Annotated in this window: 15 protein-coding genes; 13 read left to right on the forward strand and 2 right to left on the reverse strand. The window is 34.3% G+C overall.

Annotated features, from left to right (window positions below):
• Nucleotides 1-34: 34 nt before the first annotated feature.
• From ACZZZT_RS13330 to ACZZZT_RS13345, 4 genes are all read left to right on the forward strand, one after another.
• A complete protein-coding gene (locus ACZZZT_RS13330) occupies nucleotides 35-2,422 on the forward strand; it encodes a TonB-dependent receptor (RefSeq protein WP_463460732.1) in 2,388 nt (795 codons plus the stop codon).
• Nucleotides 2,423-2,450: 28 nt separating this feature from the next.
• Nucleotides 2,451-3,680, forward strand: a complete 1,230-nt coding sequence (locus ACZZZT_RS13335) for a DUF4374 domain-containing protein (RefSeq protein WP_463460733.1) — start codon at nucleotides 2,451-2,453, stop codon at nucleotides 3,678-3,680.
• Between the two features lie 74 nt (nucleotides 3,681-3,754).
• Entirely contained in the window at nucleotides 3,755-4,855 is a 1,101-nt protein-coding gene (locus tag ACZZZT_RS13340) for a PepSY-associated TM helix domain-containing protein (RefSeq protein ID WP_463460734.1), read from the forward strand.
• Nucleotides 4,827-5,183 (forward strand): PepSY domain-containing protein, encoded by a 357-nt coding sequence (locus tag ACZZZT_RS13345; protein WP_463460735.1) that lies wholly within the window; start codon nucleotides 4,827-4,829, stop codon nucleotides 5,181-5,183. The genes ACZZZT_RS13340 and ACZZZT_RS13345 overlap by 29 nt, the downstream gene beginning before the upstream one ends.
• Nucleotides 5,184-5,498: 315 nt before the next feature.
• On the opposite strand, the gene ACZZZT_RS13350 is transcribed toward ACZZZT_RS13345, so the two are convergent.
• The gene (locus tag ACZZZT_RS13350) at nucleotides 5,499-6,443 is read right to left on the reverse strand and encodes an alpha/beta hydrolase (protein ID WP_463460736.1); all 945 of its coding nucleotides are present in this window, start codon (nucleotides 6,441-6,443) and stop codon (nucleotides 5,499-5,501) included.
• Between the two features lie 496 nt (nucleotides 6,444-6,939).
• On the opposite strand from ACZZZT_RS13350, the gene ACZZZT_RS13355 reads away from it, so the two are divergent.
• From ACZZZT_RS13355 to ACZZZT_RS13395, 9 genes are all read left to right on the forward strand, one after another.
• Nucleotides 6,940-8,343: an MFS transporter gene (locus tag ACZZZT_RS13355; RefSeq protein ID WP_463462429.1), complete on the forward strand. Its 1,404-nt coding sequence runs from the start codon at nucleotides 6,940-6,942 to the stop codon at nucleotides 8,341-8,343.
• A gap of 61 nt (nucleotides 8,344-8,404) precedes the next feature.
• On the forward strand, nucleotides 8,405-9,721 hold the full coding sequence (locus ACZZZT_RS13360) for an MFS transporter (RefSeq protein ID WP_463460737.1): 1,317 nt from the start codon (nucleotides 8,405-8,407) through the stop codon (nucleotides 9,719-9,721).
• 88 nt (nucleotides 9,722-9,809) lie between these two features.
• Nucleotides 9,810-10,646 carry a 5-dehydro-4-deoxy-D-glucuronate isomerase gene (kduI, locus tag ACZZZT_RS13365; protein WP_084540310.1) on the forward strand — a complete coding sequence of 279 codons (837 nt, stop codon included), beginning with the start codon at nucleotides 9,810-9,812 and terminating at the stop codon, nucleotides 10,644-10,646.
• Between the two features lie 4 nt (nucleotides 10,647-10,650).
• Nucleotides 10,651-11,442 carry a gluconate 5-dehydrogenase gene (locus ACZZZT_RS13370; RefSeq protein ID WP_073398056.1) on the forward strand — a complete coding sequence of 264 codons (792 nt, stop codon included), beginning with the start codon at nucleotides 10,651-10,653 and terminating at the stop codon, nucleotides 11,440-11,442.
• A 23-nt stretch (nucleotides 11,443-11,465) separates the two neighbouring features.
• Nucleotides 11,466-12,869, forward strand: a complete 1,404-nt coding sequence (gene uxaC / locus ACZZZT_RS13375) for a glucuronate isomerase (protein WP_463460738.1) — start codon at nucleotides 11,466-11,468, stop codon at nucleotides 12,867-12,869.
• 146 nt (nucleotides 12,870-13,015) lie between these two features.
• A complete protein-coding gene (locus ACZZZT_RS13380; protein WP_463460739.1) occupies nucleotides 13,016-14,038 on the forward strand; it encodes a PfkB family carbohydrate kinase in 1,023 nt (340 codons plus the stop codon).
• An 11-nt stretch (nucleotides 14,039-14,049) separates the two neighbouring features.
• Nucleotides 14,050-14,721 carry a bifunctional 4-hydroxy-2-oxoglutarate aldolase/2-dehydro-3-deoxy-phosphogluconate aldolase gene (locus ACZZZT_RS13385; protein ID WP_302096499.1) on the forward strand — a complete coding sequence of 224 codons (672 nt, stop codon included), beginning with the start codon at nucleotides 14,050-14,052 and terminating at the stop codon, nucleotides 14,719-14,721.
• A gap of 216 nt (nucleotides 14,722-14,937) precedes the next feature.
• On the forward strand, nucleotides 14,938-16,380 hold the full coding sequence (locus tag ACZZZT_RS13390) for a tagaturonate reductase (RefSeq protein WP_463460740.1): 1,443 nt from the start codon (nucleotides 14,938-14,940) through the stop codon (nucleotides 16,378-16,380).
• Nucleotides 16,381-16,413: 33 nt separating this feature from the next.
• On the forward strand, nucleotides 16,414-18,030 hold the full coding sequence (locus ACZZZT_RS13395) for a UxaA family hydrolase (protein ID WP_042566533.1): 1,617 nt from the start codon (nucleotides 16,414-16,416) through the stop codon (nucleotides 18,028-18,030).
• 315 nt (nucleotides 18,031-18,345) lie between these two features.
• On the opposite strand, the gene ACZZZT_RS13400 is transcribed toward ACZZZT_RS13395, so the two are convergent.
• Entirely contained in the window at nucleotides 18,346-19,374 is a 1,029-nt protein-coding gene (locus ACZZZT_RS13400; protein ID WP_073398060.1) for a LacI family DNA-binding transcriptional regulator, read from the reverse strand.
• Nucleotides 19,375-19,596 lie beyond the last annotated feature (222 nt).

The raw sequence follows: 19,596 nt of genomic DNA on the forward strand, positions 1-19,596 counted from the left end.
GCCAAAGTTATTTATAATTAGTCTAATTAAAAATATGACAACTCACAAATTTTTATTTTCAAGTATAATTTTTCTCTTTTCGTTCTTATCATTTTCCCAGCAAAATCGAGGGGTTTCGGTTTCAGGACAGGTCAAAGAAAATTCTGGTCAGACAATTCCGTATGCGACAATTTTTATAGAAAAAACTGACTTAAGTCTGATTTCTGATGAAAACGGAAACTTTACTTTCAAGAATATTAAGCCGGGAAAATACACTTTAAAAATTACCGCAATTGGTTTTTCCACCCATAAAAAAAGTATTGAAGTTTCAGACAAAGATGTAAATATTCAGTTTCAGCTAGAAAGTGAATTAAATGAATTGGAGAGTGTTACTGTGTTAGGTCGTTCACAGGTTGAAAAAGTAAATAAACAAGCTTATAATGTTACTGCTATTGATGCAAAAAAACTACATAATTCTACGCTCGATTTGGCACATGCTTTAGACAGAGTTTCGGGAGTTCGTGTTCGTGAATCCGGAGGTGTAGGATCTCGTTCAGAGCTTTCTATTAACGGTTTTACAGGTAATCAGGTAAAGATTTTTATTGATGGAGTGCCTATGGATAATTTTGGATCTTCTTTTCAAATGAATAATATTCCTATAAATCTTGCAGATAGAGTAGAGGTTTACAAAGGTGTTGTGCCAATTTGGTTGGGAGGAGATGCTTTGGGAGGTGCCGTGAATATTGTGACCAATAGCAAACCTCGTACTTATCTTGATGCTTCTTATTCTTTTGGATCGTTTAATACGCACCGTTCAACATTAAATGCCGGGTATACTGCCAAAAATGGTTTTACTGCCGAAATTAATGCTTTTCAAAATTACTCGGATAATAATTATTGGGTTAATGTTGATATAGCTGATTTAAATACAGGGGCATATTTTCCTAATCAGCGTGTTCGAAAATTTCACGACCATTATAAAAATGAAACTGTAATTGTAAACATTGGTATTACCGGAAAAAAATATGCTGATAAGTTGTTGTTTGGTTTAACAGCAGGCGAAAACAAAGCTGATATTCAGACAGGAGCCAGAATGAAAAGTGTTTTTGGAAAAATGTATGAAAGAGGAACGACATTAATGCCCACATTTAAATATCAGGTAAAAGATTTGTTTACCAAAAACTTAAATGTCAATGTTACCGGTAATTATAATTTTGGTAAGGAACAAAATATTGACACTGTTTTTAGAAGATACAATTGGTTTGGAGATTATAAAGAATATCCAGGTAAGGGAGCAGAGCGAAGCCGAACTTTAAGAATATTTAAAAATAATAACGCAATTGCCACCACAAACATTACATACAGTCTGGGTGAAAGACATTCCTTCTCGCTAAATAATACTTTTAATAATTCTGACAGAAAAGAAAGTGATGAGCTGGTTCCGGAATCACTAGTATATCAGCAACCTAAAAAAATACAAAAAAATGTTGTTGGTGCCGGGTATAAATTTGATTACAATCAAAAATGGAGTAGTTCTGTATTTGTAAAAGGCTACACTCTAACAACGACTTATTCAAGAAGTTATAACCCAAGTGGAAATGCCGGAGATATTGCTTATCAACAATATGAAGATAAAACCTCTTCGTATGGTTTTGGAGGCGCTTCGAGCTATTATATAAGACAAAATCTTCAGGTAAAAGGCTCTTTCGAAAAAAGTTATCGTTTACCAACTACTGATGAAGTTTTTGGAAATGTCAATGATAATCTGGAAGGAAACCTTGATTTGAGACCCGAAACAAGCGATAATTTTAATATTGGTTTTGCTTACCAAACCAGTTTTAATAAAGTAAATGCCTTAACATTTGATATGAATTTGCTGTATCGTAATGCAACAGATTTTATTCGCCCAACATTGAATAATAATCAAACGATGACTACAAATGTTAACCAGGGACGTGTTACCAATCACGGAATCGACGGAGAGATTCGTTATTCGTACCGAAGCAGATTTACCGCCGGTGTTAATGCAACGTATCAAAATATTCGCAATATGACAGAATACGAACCGAATCAGGACTATGTATCTCCGGTTTACAAAGACCGAGTTCCAAATATGCCTTATTTGTTTGGAAATGCAGACGCAAGTTATATTTTTCCTGATTTTATAAAAAAAGGAAACAATCTTTCCCTTGGATATAATCTTCTATATGTCCATGCTTATTATTTGTACTGGCCAAGTATGGGAAGTGATGATAAATTGGATATTCCGGAACAGTTTAATCACGACTTAAATGCTGTTTACACTTTTGCAAATGGGAAATACAATATTGCTTTAGAGTGTAAAAATGTATTGGACAATAAACTTTACGACAATTTTTCATTGCAAAAACCAAGTAGGGCTTTCAATATTAAACTGAGATATTTTTTCTCAAAATCCAAATAAATAATTTAATAATTCAAACCATAATAACATGAAAAAATTTAGCACTTTAGCTTTATTCTCAGCATTAATTGCTTTTACATCATTCTCTTGCAGCAGTGATGATAAATCAGGAAACGATACAGGTGGCGGAAGCGATACCGGAAAAACTAAATATATTATTACAGCAACAACCGGAGCTACCGGAGTTGCAGATTATTTATTGACAGCAGATGATGTTTCTACAGGATCGATAACGACTATTGGAAACGGGGTAGAACAAGACGGAACTTACCGTTACTACATCACTGCTCAAAATAACTTTTTCAGTTTACTTTACGGACAAGGAAATCCCGGAGCTGTAACGACTTACAATTTAAACACTGAAGGGAAATTGGTTAAAAAATCTGATTTTCAGGCAGAAACTGTACACGTTTTTGCTGCTGTAAACAAGGATATTTTAACAATTAAAGTACCAAGAAGTGGTGCTTCTATTGCTTCAATGTATAAAATTGATGCAGTAAACTCACTTATTACCGGCGAAGCACAGCAAGACACTAAAGTTCTTGCCGGAAACGGAGAAAGAGCTTTCTTTACCTGGGCAACACAAGTTGGTGATAAAGTATACATGCCATATATGAGTATTAAAGGAGACGGAGTTGATAACTTTGGAACAGTAAACCCTGATAGTACTTGGGTTGCCGTTTACAACTATCCTGAACTTAAATTAGAAAAAGTAATAAAAGATAACCGTACAAGTTATTTGGGAGCTTATTTTACAAACGGATTATTTCAGGATGAAAACGGTGATGCTTACGGTTTCTCTGGTGCGATTGCTACTAGTAATGCAGTTTTGACTTCTACAAAACCATCTGCGATTGTAAAAATCAAAAAAGGAACTACAGAGTTTGATCAGTCTTATTTCTTTAATGTTGAAGAAAAGTCTGGCGGATATAAAATTTCTTCTACAAGTTATATTTCCAAAGGCAAATTTTTATTGTTGATGTACGGAAATGCGGGTAAAAATAACGGAGCTGTTAAATTGGCTGTAGCCGATGTTTACAACCAGACATTTACATGGGTAACAAATGCCCCTGCAACATTAACATCTGCAACAAGCCGTTATAATATCACTACAGAAGATGGTAACGCTGCTATTATTGGTATCAATACTCCTGAAGGAAACTGGATTTATACAATCAATGGTACAACTGCGGTTGCTACAAGAGGTATGAAAGTAGAAGGTGGACAAATTACTGCTATTGCTAAATTAAAATATTAATTTTTTTAAGCCGTTAGCCTTTCCTGTAAAGGCTTGCGGCTTTTTTTATTTACCTTAATTATACTTATTAAAATATGTTTTCTTCTTCAAATCCAAATAAGAAAAAAAGTAAAAAATCACTTTTTAAGCGCGTTATGGCCTGGCTGCATTTGTGGCTAGGATTAGCGTCTGGAATAATTGTAGTTATTGTCAGTCTTACAGGCTGTATTTATGTTTTCGAAAGTGAAATAAAAGATTTTATTGAAGACTGGAGATTTGTAAAACCACAAGAACAAGCTTTTTTATTGCCCTCGCAATTGATAACAATTGCCGATAAAACAATGAAAGGAAAACATGCCACAAGCGTAACTTTTGGAGGAAAAGAAGATGCCGCCATAGTAGGTTATTTTACTGAGAAAAAAGAAGGCAAAGACAGAGAAGGAAAAGCAGAACATAAAAAAGGAGAAGGTAAGGGAAGAAACCAAAAAGATGTTGCAAAAAGCGACAACGAAAAAGGTAAAGAAAGAGAAAAAGGAAAAGGGAAAGGCAAGGAAAAAGGTAAAGAAGAAAAATCTAAAAGAAGAAGAGGCGGTATTTTTACCAGTGTTTATATGAATCCTTACACAGGAGAAGTATTAAACATTAAATCTGTTTCAAGAAGTGAATCTCCTGATTTCTTCAGATTTATACTTAACGGACATCGTGCTTTGTGGCTGCCATATGATATTGGCCGACCAATTGTAGGCGTCGCTGTTTTGATTTTTGTGTTTTTATTGATTTCAGGTATTGTATTGTGGTGGCCCACAAAATGGATTAAATCAATAAGAGATAAAAGTTTTAAAATCAAGTTATCAGCTAGTTTTAAACGCTTAAATTATGATTTACATAATGTATTGGGTTTTTACAGCATGATTTTTCTTTTGTTTATTTCGATTACCGGTTTAGTGTGGAGTTTTGGCTGGTGGAGTAAATCCTTATATTGGGTAACATCCGGCGGAAAACCATTAACAGAAAGCCGTGAGTCTCCAAAATCAGATACAACGATTGTTAAAGCTTTTAATATTACTACGGTTGATAAAGTATTATTGAATCTTTCAAAACAAAATCCTCAGGCAGCCGGAATATTAGTTACTGTTCCCGATAAACCTGCAGATGCAATTGGAGCTTTTGTTTACAAAAAAACATACTTTCTATAATATGGATCGTTATAGTTTTGATCAGCAAACTTTAAAGGAAATCTCTATAAAAACGCCTTTTTCAGGAAAATATATTGAGGCCAATATACCGGATAAAATTCGCAGAATGAATTATGATATCCACGTTGGAAGCGTACTTGGGCTTACAGGGAAATTTTTGGCTTTTTTCGCCAGTTTAATCTCAGCAAGTTTACCTATTACAGGTTTTATAATCTGGTGGGGAAAACAGAAATTCGGTAAAAAATCACCCGCAAAACCTAAAGTTGTTACTAAAGAAATTCCGGTTTCTAAACTAAAAAATAGAGCAGAAAAAGAATTAACTGCTTAAAATAATAATTCAATTGTTTTTTAATTTCTTTTTTTTTGATTAAAAAAGGCAAAACTTTATGAGTTTTGCCTTTTTGTTTTAAAACGGTTTTATACAATTTGTTTAAAAATGTAAGCATTTTTAAAAAATAAGTTTTACGTTGACATCTCGATTCTTTGATGGCTCGTTATATCTATATTGTATTGTCAGGCAGAGCGGAGTCGAAGCCCACGTTCCAATTGGAGCGCCCTTCGACTCCGCTCAGGGTGACACACGATAATTAGATATAAAAAAATCTACTTAAATCATTTGAAATCTGCGAGAAAAAATAATACTTTAATTCTTATATCCATTACTTTTAAGCCATTCCTCACAGGCTTTTGTCCAGAATTTGCTTGTATCATTTACGCCTAAACCAAAACCGTGACCTCCTTTTTCATATAAATGTAACTCGGCTGTAACTCCATTTTTTTTAAGTGCCAAATAATAATTAATACTATTTTCTGGTAAAACAACATTATCATCCGTAGCATGTATTAAAAAAGCCGGTGGAGTTTGTGCAGTAACCCTTTTTTCATTAGAAAATGAATCAATATCCTGTTGTGAAGCGTTTTCGCCTAATAAACTAATTTGAGATCCTTTGTGTGTAATATCATTTTCCATAGAAATTACAGGATAAATCAGAAGTGAAAAATCTGGGCGTGCACTTATTTTTGAACTAGTTTCATAAACCCTGTCATCGTAATGAGTTGATAAAGTCGAAGCCAGATGTCCCCCGGCAGAAAATCCCATTACACCAATTTTATTTGGGTCAATATTCCATACGGCAGCATTTAGTCTTATCACTCGAATAGCTTCCTGTGCATCCTGTAATGGACCAACAGTTTTATTCGTCATAATTAAATTGTTAGGCAATCTGTATTTTAAAACAAAAGCAACAATTCCCTGAGAATTAAACCATTCGGCCACTTTAGTTCCTTCCTTATCAATGGCCAGATGTGTATATCCGCCGCCTGGAAAAATAACCACAGCCGTTTGATTTTGTTTGATTCCTTTTGGTAAAAAAACACTTAAAGTAGGTATTGAAACCTGACTTGTGCTTTGTACTTTTCCATCTTTTATATCTTCTTTTTCTGTATAATCAGGAGCTTTAATTTCTTGTGGAATCACTTTCCAAAGCGGGATAACCTGGTTTTGCGCTTGTGACAAATTTGTAATTCCCAAAATAAAAATCAGGCTTAAAAATGAGTTTTTTACGATAAAGGCTGTTAATTTTTTCAATGTGCAAAGTTTTTAATAGATTATTATAAGGTGTTAGTCAAATTTATATTTTTTTATTGATTAAAAGTGTTTAAGAACCCTTAAAAAGTATTATTTCTCTTTCGATAAGAATAGTTGTTATAAATTGATTTTGAAGTACTGATTTTAGTACTATTTTCACACGTAAATCGGATGAATTTCACATATACAGTTTTAACAAATATATTATTTAATGTGTAAATTTGAGTTCATTTTTTTATATGAAATGTTTATTTATACCATCAAAATAATTTTTTATATAATTTATTTGGAATATTAAGATTAAGAACTATATTTGTGCAATCGATTACATTATTTGAAATTTTATTGCACAAAGAGAAGTTATGTAGTTCAAGATCAATGCTTAACCAAAACTGCATTTGTGAGATTAAAAATTTTAAATTTATTAACATTACTAGCCTAACCATTACATTATTATGAATCAAATCAAAAAAACACCGGAAAGTATCGCTGGAGTATTTGTGCACTATTATTTTTTGCAACAACTATCAATTATCTCGACAGACAAGTACTTTCTTTAACATGGAGTGATTTTATAGCTCCTGAATTTCATTGGACAAACAACGATTACGGGAATATCACAGCGCTATTCTCTATTTTTTATGCAGTTTCTCTTTTGTTTGCAGGAAGATTTGTGGATTGGTTAGATACTAAAAAAGGATTTCTTTGGGCTATCGGAATTTGGTCTATAGGTGCGTGTCTACACGCATTTTGCGGAATTGCAACTTCAGGAATTATAACTGGAAACTGGTTTGTAGGTTTTGAAGGCGCTAAGGAAATCATTAAAAATGTTAACGATACCGGAATGGTTATCAACGTAAGTGTAAGCTTATTTATTTTTGCCCGTTTTATTCTTGCAATTGGTGAGGCCGGAAATTTTCCTGCCGCCATCAAAACAACTGCTGAATATTTTCCTAAAAAAGACAGAGCATTTTCTACCAGTATTTTTAATGCCGGTGCAACCGTTGGAGCTTTGGCAGCGCCAATTTCGATTCCGTTTATAGCAAAATCATTTGGTTGGGAGATGGCTTTTATAATTATTGGAGCACTTGGTTTTGTTTGGATGGGATTTTGGGTTTTTATGTATGATAAACCAGAGAGGCACCCAAGAGTTAGCGCCGAAGAATTAGAATATATACAACAAGATGATATTGCTGATGCTAAAATTGTAGGTTACGTTCCGGAAACTACAACAAAAGTATCCTTTGTAGATTGTTTTAAATACAAACAAACCTGGGCTTTTGCCTTTGGTAAATTCATGACAGATGGCGTTTGGTGGTTCTTTTTGTTCTGGACACCGGCTTATTTAAGTTCTGTTTACGGAATGGACTCTACACAGGCGGCTTTACCATTATTTGTGCTTTACATGATCACATTACTTTCTATTATTGGAGGTTGGCTGCCAACTTATTTTGTAGAGAAAAAAGGAATGAATCCGTACGAAGGAAGAATGAGAGCGATGTTAATTTTTGCATTCTTTCCTTTATTAGCCTTAATTGCACAGCCTTTAGGATATATAACATATTGGATTCCTGTTATCATTATTGGTATTGCAGGAGCAGCACACCAATCATGGTCGGCTAATATTTTTACTACTGTAGGCGATATGTTTCCTAAAAAAGCAATTGCAACTATTACCGGAATTGGTGGTTTGGCAGGAGGTTTAGGTTCAACTTTAATTAATAAAGGATCAGGACTTTTATTTGATCACGCAAAAGAAACAGAAATGGTTTTTATGGGCTTTAAAGGAATTGAAGCCGGATATTTTATCATTTTCTCTATCTGCGCCGTTTGTTACTTAATTGGTTGGGTCGTAATGAAAGCGTTAGTACCAAAATACAGCCCGATTACAAATCTTTAAAATTACAATCTTTAAAATTATATGCTATAGAATAATCAACTAACCTAACCAACCAAAACCTATGAATGAAGCTAATAAGGCAATTGGAAAATATCGCTGGACAATATGTAGTTTAGTATTTTTTGCAACAACAGTCAATTATTTAGATCGAAATGTAATAAGTTACCTAAGACCTTTTTTAGCAGAAGCCTTTCATTGGACACCGGAACAGGAGGTTATAGATTATTCGAATATTGAATTAGCGTTTAAAATTGCCTATGCACTCGGAATGCTGGTTGCAGGTGGTATTATTGATAAACTAGGCACCAAAATTGGGTATGCAATTGCAACAGGTTTATGGAGTTTAGCAGCTATTGGTCACGCACTTGCTACTGGAACAGGAGGTTTTTTAATTGCAAGAGTGTTTTTAGGAATTACAGAAGCAGGAAATTTTCCTGCCGCCATTAAAGCCACAGCCGAATGGTTTCCGCAGAAAGAAAGAGCTTTGGCAACAGGAATTTTTAATTCAGGAAGTAATATCGGAGCGATCATTGTGCCTTTATCAGTACCTTTTATTGCAGAGAATTACGGATGGCAATGGGCTTTTATCCTAACCGGAATAATTGGTTTTGTATGGCTCGTATTATGGTTCATCTATTATGAAATTCCCGAAAAGCAAAAACGTTTATCGCAAGCAGAATTAGAATATATAAACTCAGATAAAGCTCTAATAGTTGAAGTTGAAGATACAGAAAAGGTTTCATGGTTTAAATTGCTTAGCTTTCGCCAGACTTGGGCTTTTGCCATTGGAAAATTATTGACAGATCCTGTTTGGTGGTTTTATTTGTTTTGGCTGCCTGATTTTTTAATGAAACAATACAAACTTTCGGCAACTCAAATTATCTGGCCTTGTGCCTTGGTTTACGTTATTGGAAGTATAGGAAGCATTGGCGGCGGATGGTTGCCGTTGAAATTAATAAATAAGGGATGGCCGGCTTATAAAGCGCGTAAAACCAGTATGCTAATTTATGCTTTTGCCGTTTTACCGGTTTTGTTTTCTCAGTATTTAGGAGCAATCAATATTTGGTGGGCGATTTTGGTAATTGGTTTAGCAGTGTCTGCACATCAGGCATGGAGTGCTAATATTTTTACAACTGTTTCAGATATGTTTCCAAAAAAGGCAACAGCTTCAGTTACAGGAATAGGAGGTATGTTCGGTGCCCTTGGCGGAATTTTACTAACTTTATTGATTCAAAAAAATATGTTCGTCTATTATACCAAATTAGGAAAAATCGAAACCGGATATTTTATTATGTTTTGCATCTGCGGAGCATCGTATTTGCTGGCCTGGCTGATTATGCATATTTTAGTTCCGAGGATGAAAAAAGTAGAAGTGTAAAATCAACACAAATAATTTTTCATTTGTATTATGATATTTGAAGATAAAAATATAATTTTGTGCAATCGATTACATTAAAATAAAAATTATGACAAAATATAGTTCAAGATACGCGTCAAGCCCAGAAGCTGTTAAACAATATGACACACAACAATTGAGAAATGAATTCTTAATTGATGATTTAATGCAGGAGAATGAAATTGTTTTAACGTACTCTCATTACGACCGCTATATTGCAGGTTCTGCAGTTCCTGTAAAAGATTTAACTCTTGAAACGATCGATCCGCTTAAAGCTGGATATTTTCTGGAAAGAAGAGAAATGGGAATCATCAATGTTGGCGGAAGCGGTTCTGTTTTGGTTGACGGAACATCTTATGAATTAGGTTTTAAAGATGCATTATACATTGGAAGCGGAAATAAAGAAGTGATTTTTAAAAGTGATGACAGCAAAAATCCGGCTAAATTTTATATTAATTCTGCTCCGGCACACACAACATATCCAACTGTAAAAGTAAGCTTGGAACAAGCAAATAAATTACAGCTTGGAACAATGGAAACGGCAAATCACCGTACGGTAAACCAAATGATTATCGGTAGTGTTGTAACAACCTGCCAATTACAAATGGGAATGACGGAATTAAAAACGGGAAGTGTTTGGAATACCATGCCGGCACACGTACACGATCGTAGAATGGAAGTTTATTTCTATTTGGATATTCCGGAAAATCAGGCAGTTTGTCATTTTATGGGACAGCCTCAGGAAACAAGACATATCTGGATGAACAATCATCAGGCAGTAATTTCTCCGCCTTGGTCAATTCACTCAGGTTCAGGAACTTCAAATTATAGTTTTATTTGGGGAATGGCCGGTGAAAATTTAGATTATGGAGATATGGATGTTTGTAAAATCACTGATTTAAGATAAGAATATGACAAACTTATTTGATATAAAAGGAAAAGTTGCCCTTATTACAGGAAGTACACACGGACTGGGAATGGCAATGGCAAAAGGTTTAGGACAAGCCGGTGCTACAATTGTAGTAAACGGAAATTCATCTCAACAAAAAATTGATGATGCTGTTGCTGAACTTAAAAGTGAAGGAATTAATGCTGTTGGTTATAGATTTAATGTAACCGAAGAGCAGGAAGTTAAAGCGGCCGTTGCTAAAATTGAAAGCGAAGTTGGACCAATAGATATTTTGATTAATAACGCTGGAATCATCAAAAGAATTCCGCTTATCGATATGGAAGTTGCTGATTTTAAAGAAGTAATTGATATTGATTTGGTTTCTCCATTTATCGTTTCCAAGCATGTTGCCAAAGGAATGATCGAAAGAAGACAAGGAAAAATCATCAACATTTGCTCTATGATGAGCGAATTGGGTCGTAATACAGTTGGTGCTTATGCTGCTGCAAAAGGCGGTTTAAAAATGCTGACTAAAAATATGGCAACAGAATGGGCTAAATACAATGTTCAGATCAACGGAATTGGACCGGGTTATTTTGCGACTGAACAAACAGCGCCGATCAGAGTTGACGGACATCCGTTTAACGATTTTATCATTAGCAGAACTCCGGCTGCAAAATGGGGAGATCCAAGTGATTTAGCAGGAGCTGCAATATTCTTATCTTCAAAAGCAAGTGATTTTGTAAACGGTCATATTTTATTTGTTGATGGCGGAATTTTAGCCACAATTGGTAAACCGTCAAACGAAGAATAATTCTCAATTATAATTAAAAAGACATGAGTGCTAAGACTTTCATAAACGATAATTTTTTACTTGAAAATAAATATGCTGAAGAGTTATATCACAATTACTCAAAAAATCAGCCAATTATAGATTACCACAATCACTTAAATCCGCAGTTTATTGCCGAAGATAAAATCTTTGACAACATTACGCAGGTTTGGATCAACGGAGATCACTACAAATGGCGTGCAATGCGTACATTAGGAATCAACGAACAGTTTGTAACCGGAAATGGTTCTGATAAAGATAAATTCTTAAACTGGGGAAAAACTGTTCCGTACACGATGCGTAATCCTTTGTACCACTGGACACATTTAGAATTGGCGCGTTATTTTGATATTTATGATTTGCTGAATGAAAAATCAGCAGAGAAAATTTATATCGAAACTTCAGAAAAAATAAACTCCCAGGCATACAGCACACAAAACTTGCTTAAAAAAGTAAACGCTGAATTGGTTTGTACTACAGAAGACCCAATTGATACTTTAGAGTTTCACCAGAAACTGGCTAAAAACCCAATTGGAACAAAAATGAGTACGGCATTCAGACCCGATAAAGCCATTCTTATTTCAAATGATGGCTATAACGCATATCTGGATACGTTGGGGGACGTATCCGGAATTGCGATTAATATTTACGCAGACTTACAAACTGCATTGAGAAAAAGAATCGAATTCTTTAACCAAAATGGCTGTAAATTAAGCGATCATGGTTTAGATCAGATTTATTTTGAAAACTTTACAGAATCTGAAATAAATTCAATTTTCAAAAAGAAAAGAGAAAACCAAACGATAACTCCGGAAGAAGCATTGAAATTTCAAAGTGCTATTTTATTGTTTTTATCTGAAACTTATCACGAATTTGGCTGGGTACAGCAATTTCACTTAGGTGCATTAAGAAACAATAATGCGCGTATGCACAGAATCTTAGGACCTGATACAGGTTGGGATTCTATTGGAGATTATCCACAGGCACAAAAATTGTCTTCTTTCTTAAATGCATTAGACAGCAAAGATAAATTGACAAAAACAATTATTTATAACCTAAATCCGGCCGATAACGAAGTTATGGCTACAATGATTGGAAATTTCAACGACGGAAGCGTTAGAGGAAAAGTTCAGTTTGGTTCAGGATGGTGGTTTTTAGACCAGAAAGACGGAATGACAAAGCAATTAAACGCCCTTTCAAACATGGGATTAATTAGCTGTTTTGTTGGAATGCTAACAGATTCACGAAGCTTTTTATCTTTCCCAAGACATGAATATTTCAGACGTATTTTATGTAATCTTTTAGGAGATGAAATACAAAGAGGTGAACTTCCTGCAGATATGGAATGGATTGGAAAACTGGTTGCTGATATTTCATACAACAACGCAAAGGAATATTTCAAATTTTAATTGGGAATATAGAGAATAGAATATAGAAGAAAGAGGCAAGAAGAAGAGTTTATACTATATGTTAAGTTTGATTTAATCTAAAACTTTATTTTCTTAATCTCTAATGGTGAAAAAAATCTTTTTACTGGTAAAAACAATAAAATAATATGAGTAAAATAGTTGCATTCGGTGAAATTATGTTACGTCTTTCGACAGAGCGACACCTGCGTTTTGCACAATCTACAGCATTTGGAGCTACTTATGGTGGCGGTGAGTTTAATGTTTGTGTGTCTTTGGCAAATTATGGCTTAAATGCTGAGTTTGTAACAAGATTGCCTGAAAACGAAATTGGCGGATCTGCGTTGAGAGAAATACGAAAAATGAACGTAGAATCTAAAAATATAATTTTTGGAGGAGAACGTTTAGGAATCTATTTTCTGGAAACAGGTGCGGGAACAAGAGGAAGTAACGTTGTTTACGACCGTGCACACAGCTCGATGGCAACTATTGAAAAAGGTCTTATTGACTGGGAAAAAGTTCTGGAAGGTGCTGATTGGTTTCATTGGAGCGGTATTACACCAGCAATTTCCCAAAGTGCTGCCGAGGCTTGTTTAGAAGCAATTAAAGTGGCGCATAAAATGGGAATCATGATTTCATGCGACTTAAATTACAGGTCAAAATTGTGGCAATATGGCAAAGCGCCAAGCGATGTTATGCCAGAAATACTGCAATACAGTAATGTTATTTTAGGAGATATTGATACGGCGTATTTTATGTTGGGAATTCCGAAAGTAAACCCAAATTATCAGGATGAAAAATCGCTTCCTGTTCTGTATACAAAGCTGTTTGATTTGATTCCGAATTTGAAAACCGTTGCTACAACATTACGTTATTCTGTAAGTGCATCGCATCAAAGAATTGGAGGAGTTTTATTTGACGGAAAAGCCATTTACCACGCTGCCGTAAAAGAAGTAACTCCGGTTGTAGACAGAGTAGGTAGTGGAGACGCTTTTATGGGCGGATTGATTTACGGATTGTTAGAATATCAAAATAATAATCAAAAAGCATTGGATTTTGCGGTGGCAGCTTGTTGCTTAAAACACACCATTGCCGGCGATTACAATTTGGTTACATTAAAAGAAGTTGAGAACATGCTTGGTGGTGATTCTGCGGGATTAGTATCAAGATAAATAATATAGAAATGGCAAAATATTCAAGAATTGAAGTAGCTCAGCAAATGAAAGATAACGGAATGGTTCCGCTATTTTTTCATTCGGATATTGAAATCAGTAAAAAAGTACTAAAAGCCTGTTATGACGGTGGTTCCCGTTTAATGGAATTTACCAGCAGAGGCGATTTTGCCCACGAAGTCTTTGGTGCTTTAAATAAATATGCTTTGGCAGAATTACCGGGAATGATTCTGGGAGTTGGTTCTGTTACAGATGCTGCTTCGGCATCGTTATACATGAGTTTGGGTGCAAATTTTATTGTAACTCCGGTTTTTAGAGAAGATATTGCAATTGCCTGTAATCGTCGTAAAGTTTTGTGGTCGCCAGGTTGCGGAACACTTTCTGAGATTGCAAGAGCCGAAGAATTAGGCTGCGAGATTGTAAAATTATTCCCTGCCGATATTTATGGACCAGAGTTTATTAAAGCTATAAAAGGACCTTGCCCGTGGACGAATATTATGCCAACAGGAGGTGTTTATCCAACGGTTGAAAGTTTATCTTCCTGGTTAAATGCAGGAGCTACTTGTGTTGGATTAGGTTCGCAATTAATTTCGAAAGATATATTAGATAACAATGATTATGACGGACTGAAAACAAAAGTGAGTCAGGTTCTTGAGATCATCAAAAATATTAAAAATAAATAAGGAGTAATCATACCGATTCCTTATTTGAATTGCAGTTTTTTTAGATTTTAACGTTTTGTAATTGAGCATTACGCTTGCTAAATACAGCTTGTCACTCCTCACAGCAAATTGTATTTTACTCTTACAAGTGTAATGTTTCTTTTACAATTAAAAAAACTTCTTATAAAAGCAATAAGGTATTTATCGTGGTTATTTATAACACTTTAAGAATTTAAAATGAAACAGTTAAACAGAAAAAATACAGGATTAGAAAAATTAAATCCAATTAAGGTTGTCCAGTTTGGAGAAGGTAATTTTTTAAGAGCTTTTGTTGATTACGCTTTTCACAAACTAAATAAAGAAGTTGATTTTAATGCCGGTATTGCAATGGTTCAGCCTTTGAAAGACGGTATGGTGCACCTGATTAATGATCAGGATGGTCTTTATACTTTGTTTATGAACGGAATTAAAAAGGGCGAAAAAATACAAGATATTGAGTTAATCACTAATATTGTAAAAGCAATAAATCCGTATACCGAATTTGCAGATTATTTAGCTTTAGCGAAGGAAGAAGAACTTCAGTTTATTGTTTCAAATACTACTGAAGCTGGAATTGAATTCATTGAAAGTGATACTCCGGATATGAAGCCACCAGTTTCATTTCCTGCAAAGCTGACTGTTTTATTATATGAAAGATTCAAGCATTTCAATGGAGATGCTTCTAAAGCAGTAACGATCATTCCTTGCGAATTGATTGATTATAACTCAGAAACGCTGAAAAAATATATTTTGCAATATGTTGATTTATGGAAATTAGAGGATGCATTTAAAACTTGGGTATCAGATGCTTGTACGTATCACAGTACTTTGGTTGACAGAATTGTTCCTGGATATCCAAGAGCTGAAATTGAAGAATACAATAATAAATTAGATTATCAGGACAATTTAATTGTTGCTGCAGAACCTTTCTTTCTTTGGGCTATTGAAGGTGGTGAGGATTTAAAAGCAAAATTACCTTTTCATAAAACGAATTTGAATGTAAAAATCGTTGATGATATACGTCCTTTTAAAATGATTAAAGTTCGTATTCTAAACGGTGCGCACACGGCAATGGTTCCTTTTTCACTTTTGTATGGTAACAAATTAGTGATGGAAACTGTTAACGGAGATTTTACCGGAAAATTTGTAGACGGCGTTATTGGTGAAATTAGTGAAACGCTTGATATGGACAAAAATGAAATTTCGGCCTATTCTGAAGAGGTAATGGACCGATTTAAAAATCCATTTATCAAACATGCATTGGCTGATATTGCATTAAATTCTATCTCAAAATTCAAGGTAAGAGTTTTGCCTAGTTTATTAGGATATTATAATGCTAACAAAAAATTGCCTGTTAATTTGACTTTTTCATTAGCGAGTTTAATTCAATTCTATAAAGGAACATGGAATAACGAAACATTGCCTGTAAAAGATTCTCCAGAGATAGTTGAAGCATTTAAAAATGCATGGCAATTAGGATCTGCAGATTTAGTTGTTGCTAAAATATTAGCTAACACGGAATTCTGGGGTGAAGATTTAACTAAAATCAATGGTTTACCTGAAGCTTTAGTATTGGCCTTGAATGAGATTGAAGAAAACGGAATAGAAAAAGGTTTTGCTAATTTTAGCAAACAATATTAATTAGATTACAAGTACTTTTAAAAAATAACAATCATGCAAAAGAAATTAATAAAAGTAAACCCTTCAGATAATGTAGCAGTTGCATTAGTGAATTTGGTTGCTGGTGAAGTAATCAACTTTGAGGGACAAGATATTACAATTGTATCTGATGTGAAAATGAAACATAAAATCGCCATGCATACTTTTGAAGTAGGTGAGCGTATTATTATGTATGGTGTTTTGGTTGGAAAAGCAAGTGCCAGAATTGAAAAAGGAGGTTTACTTTCTACAGAAAATGTAAAACATGAAAGTGATAAAGTAACAGGTAAAACCGAAACGATTGGATGGAATTCTCCAAATATTGACAAATGGAAAGATAGAACGTGGCAGGGCTATCATAGAGAAGATGGTCAGGTTGGAACTGAGAATGTTTGGTTGTTTTTCCCGTTAGTTTTTTGTGAAAACAGAAATATCGAAATCCTAAAAGATATTTTCGAAAAAGAATTAATGAAACCTAAAGAAAACGATTATCAGTTGTTGCTTCGTTCTTTGGTAAAAACAGAAACAGGCGGAACTGGTAATGAAGCAGCTTCTAACGATGCTAATTTGTTCAATAACATCGAAGTAAAATTCATTACGCATCAAGGCGGTTGCGGCGGAATTCGTCAGGATTCGCACAGTCTGGCTAAATTATTGGCCGGATATGTAAATAATCCAAACGTTGCCGGAGCTACAGTTTTGAGTTTAGGATGTCAGAATCTTCAAATTCAAATTTTTAAAGATGCTTTGGATGCAATTAATCCAAACAGTAAAAAACCAGTTTTGATTTACGATCAACAACAAATTGGTACAATTGAAACCATGTTGAGCAGTGTTGTAAAAGATACTTTTGAAGCTATTAAAATAGCTAACGATATAAAAAGAGAGCCTGCGCCATTGTCTAAATTAAGAATTGGTTTGGAATGTGGTGGTTCTGACGGATTCTCTGGAATTTCTGCAAACCCAACTTTAGGAGTGTTATCTGATCATTTAGTTGCTTTAGGAGGAACTACAATTCTTTCTGAATTTCCTGAATTATGTGGAGTAGAGCAGGAATTGGTAAACCGTTGTGTAGATGATAAGGATGGAAAACGTTTCTTAGACTTAATGCAATGGTACGAAAAAACAGTTGTAGATGCAGGTTCAGGATTTGACATGAATCCATCTCCGGGTAACATCAAAGACGGTTTGATTACAGATGCAATGAAATCTGCTGGTGCTGCTAAAAAAGGAGGAACTTCACCAATTACAGGTGTTTTCGATTATGGAGAATATATTAATGAACCAGGCTTTACATTGTTATGTACTCCTGGAAACGATGTGGAGTGTACAACTGCAATGGTAGGTTCCGGAGCAAATATGGTTTTATTTACAACAGGTTTAGGAACTCCAACAGGAAACCCAATTGCACCGGTTGTAAAAATTTCATCAAATACAGAATTAGCTAAAAAGATGTCAGACATTATTGATATTGACACCGGAGGAATCATCACAGGTGAAAAATCAATTGATGAAATGGCAGACGAAATGCTTGAATTTATTATTGATGTAGCCAGCGGTACTGTTAAAACAAAAGCTGCAATTTTAAATCAAAACGACTTTATTCCTTGGAAAAGAGGAGTTTCTTTATAGGTTGAAATTTTTCACCATATAAGTTATATAAGTTCATTTAATATACGGAACTAGTAAAAAGGCAGCTCATTTATGGGCTGCTTTTTAGGTTTAAGCAAATTCATCGTTGAGTTTGTCATTTCGACGGAGGAGAAATCACACTAGAAATTCCGTACAGTACGTCGCCAATCTTTATCGAGTTTCATGTGTGATTTCTCCTCCGTCGAAATGACAAAAAATGAGAAAAAAACAAAAAGGCAACTCTTAAATGAGCTGCCTTTTTACTAAGTTCAGTATATTAAATGAACTTATATAACTTATATGGTGAAAAAAATATTACGATGTTGTCCTTGAAGATGATTTACGAATGTGTAATTCTGGCGCCAGAACTACCTTTTTTTCAATTTTAATAGTCTCGGTTTTGTCTACTTGTTCAAGGAAAACACGTGCTGACATTTTTCCCATTTCAAGCGGCGACTGATCTACAGATGTAATAGATAATTCCATAAATTTAGTGAAAGGTTCATTACTGAAACCTGCTACACAAAACTCTTTTGGGATACTGATATTTCTCTCTTTTAATTCCTGAATAGCTCCTAAAGCTGCAAAATCACTCGAAGAAAATATAGCGTCTGGTCTGGTTTGAAGTTGTAGTAAAGTATCGACGGCTTCTTTTCCTGCATCAACACTACTTTTTACGGGAATAACAAGTTCTTCCTTAAAAATCATTCCATTATCCAATAAAGCTTGTTTATAGCCTAAAAACCTGTTTTTGAAAATTTCAAGTGACTGATCTCCAGATAAATGAGCAATACATCTGCAGCCCTCATTAATAAGATGCTTAGTTGCCATATAACCGCCTTTAAAGTCATTAATGGTTACAGAACTAACTCCGTCAATATGTTTGCTTCTATCAAAAAAGATCAACGGAACATTTTTTTCTAATACATTATGAAAAGCACCATCATTTTCGGTCGTAACCGCAGTTACAGACATTAGTATTCCATCAACCTGAGCGTCTATTAAGGTATAAAGGTTTTCGTTTTCTCTTTTGGAATCTTCATGAGTTTGACATATAATTACCTGATAACCATGAGGGTGCAGCTCTTCTTCAATACCACGAATTACCGAAGCAAAAAAGTTACTATCTATACGAGGAACAATTACACCAATGTTATTGCTGCGACCACTTTTTAAAGCCAGCGCCAATTTGTTCTGCTTATAGTTCATTGAGGCTGCGGTTTTTATAACCAATTCGCGCGTACTCTCTTTTATCTTAGGGTTGTTGTTTAACGCTCTTGAAACCGTAGCTGCAGTGATATTTAGCTTTTTTGCAATATCATAGATGGTTATTTTTTCGCTCATTCAAAAATAGTTTTTGATTAATTTACAGACAAAAATACATTTTTTTTAGATATTCTAATATAAATTGTTATCGATTACCATAATTTATATCTAAAACGTTTTCTATTCTACAATGATAATAAATTATGTCTTTTTTTACGCAATGTGTAAATAAAATTAGTAATAAAAATTAAATATATAATTTTTTTCTAAATAAATTTGGTGCATCCATTGTAATTTTCT

The sequence above is a fragment of the Flavobacterium sp. AC274 genome, assembly GCF_979258275.1.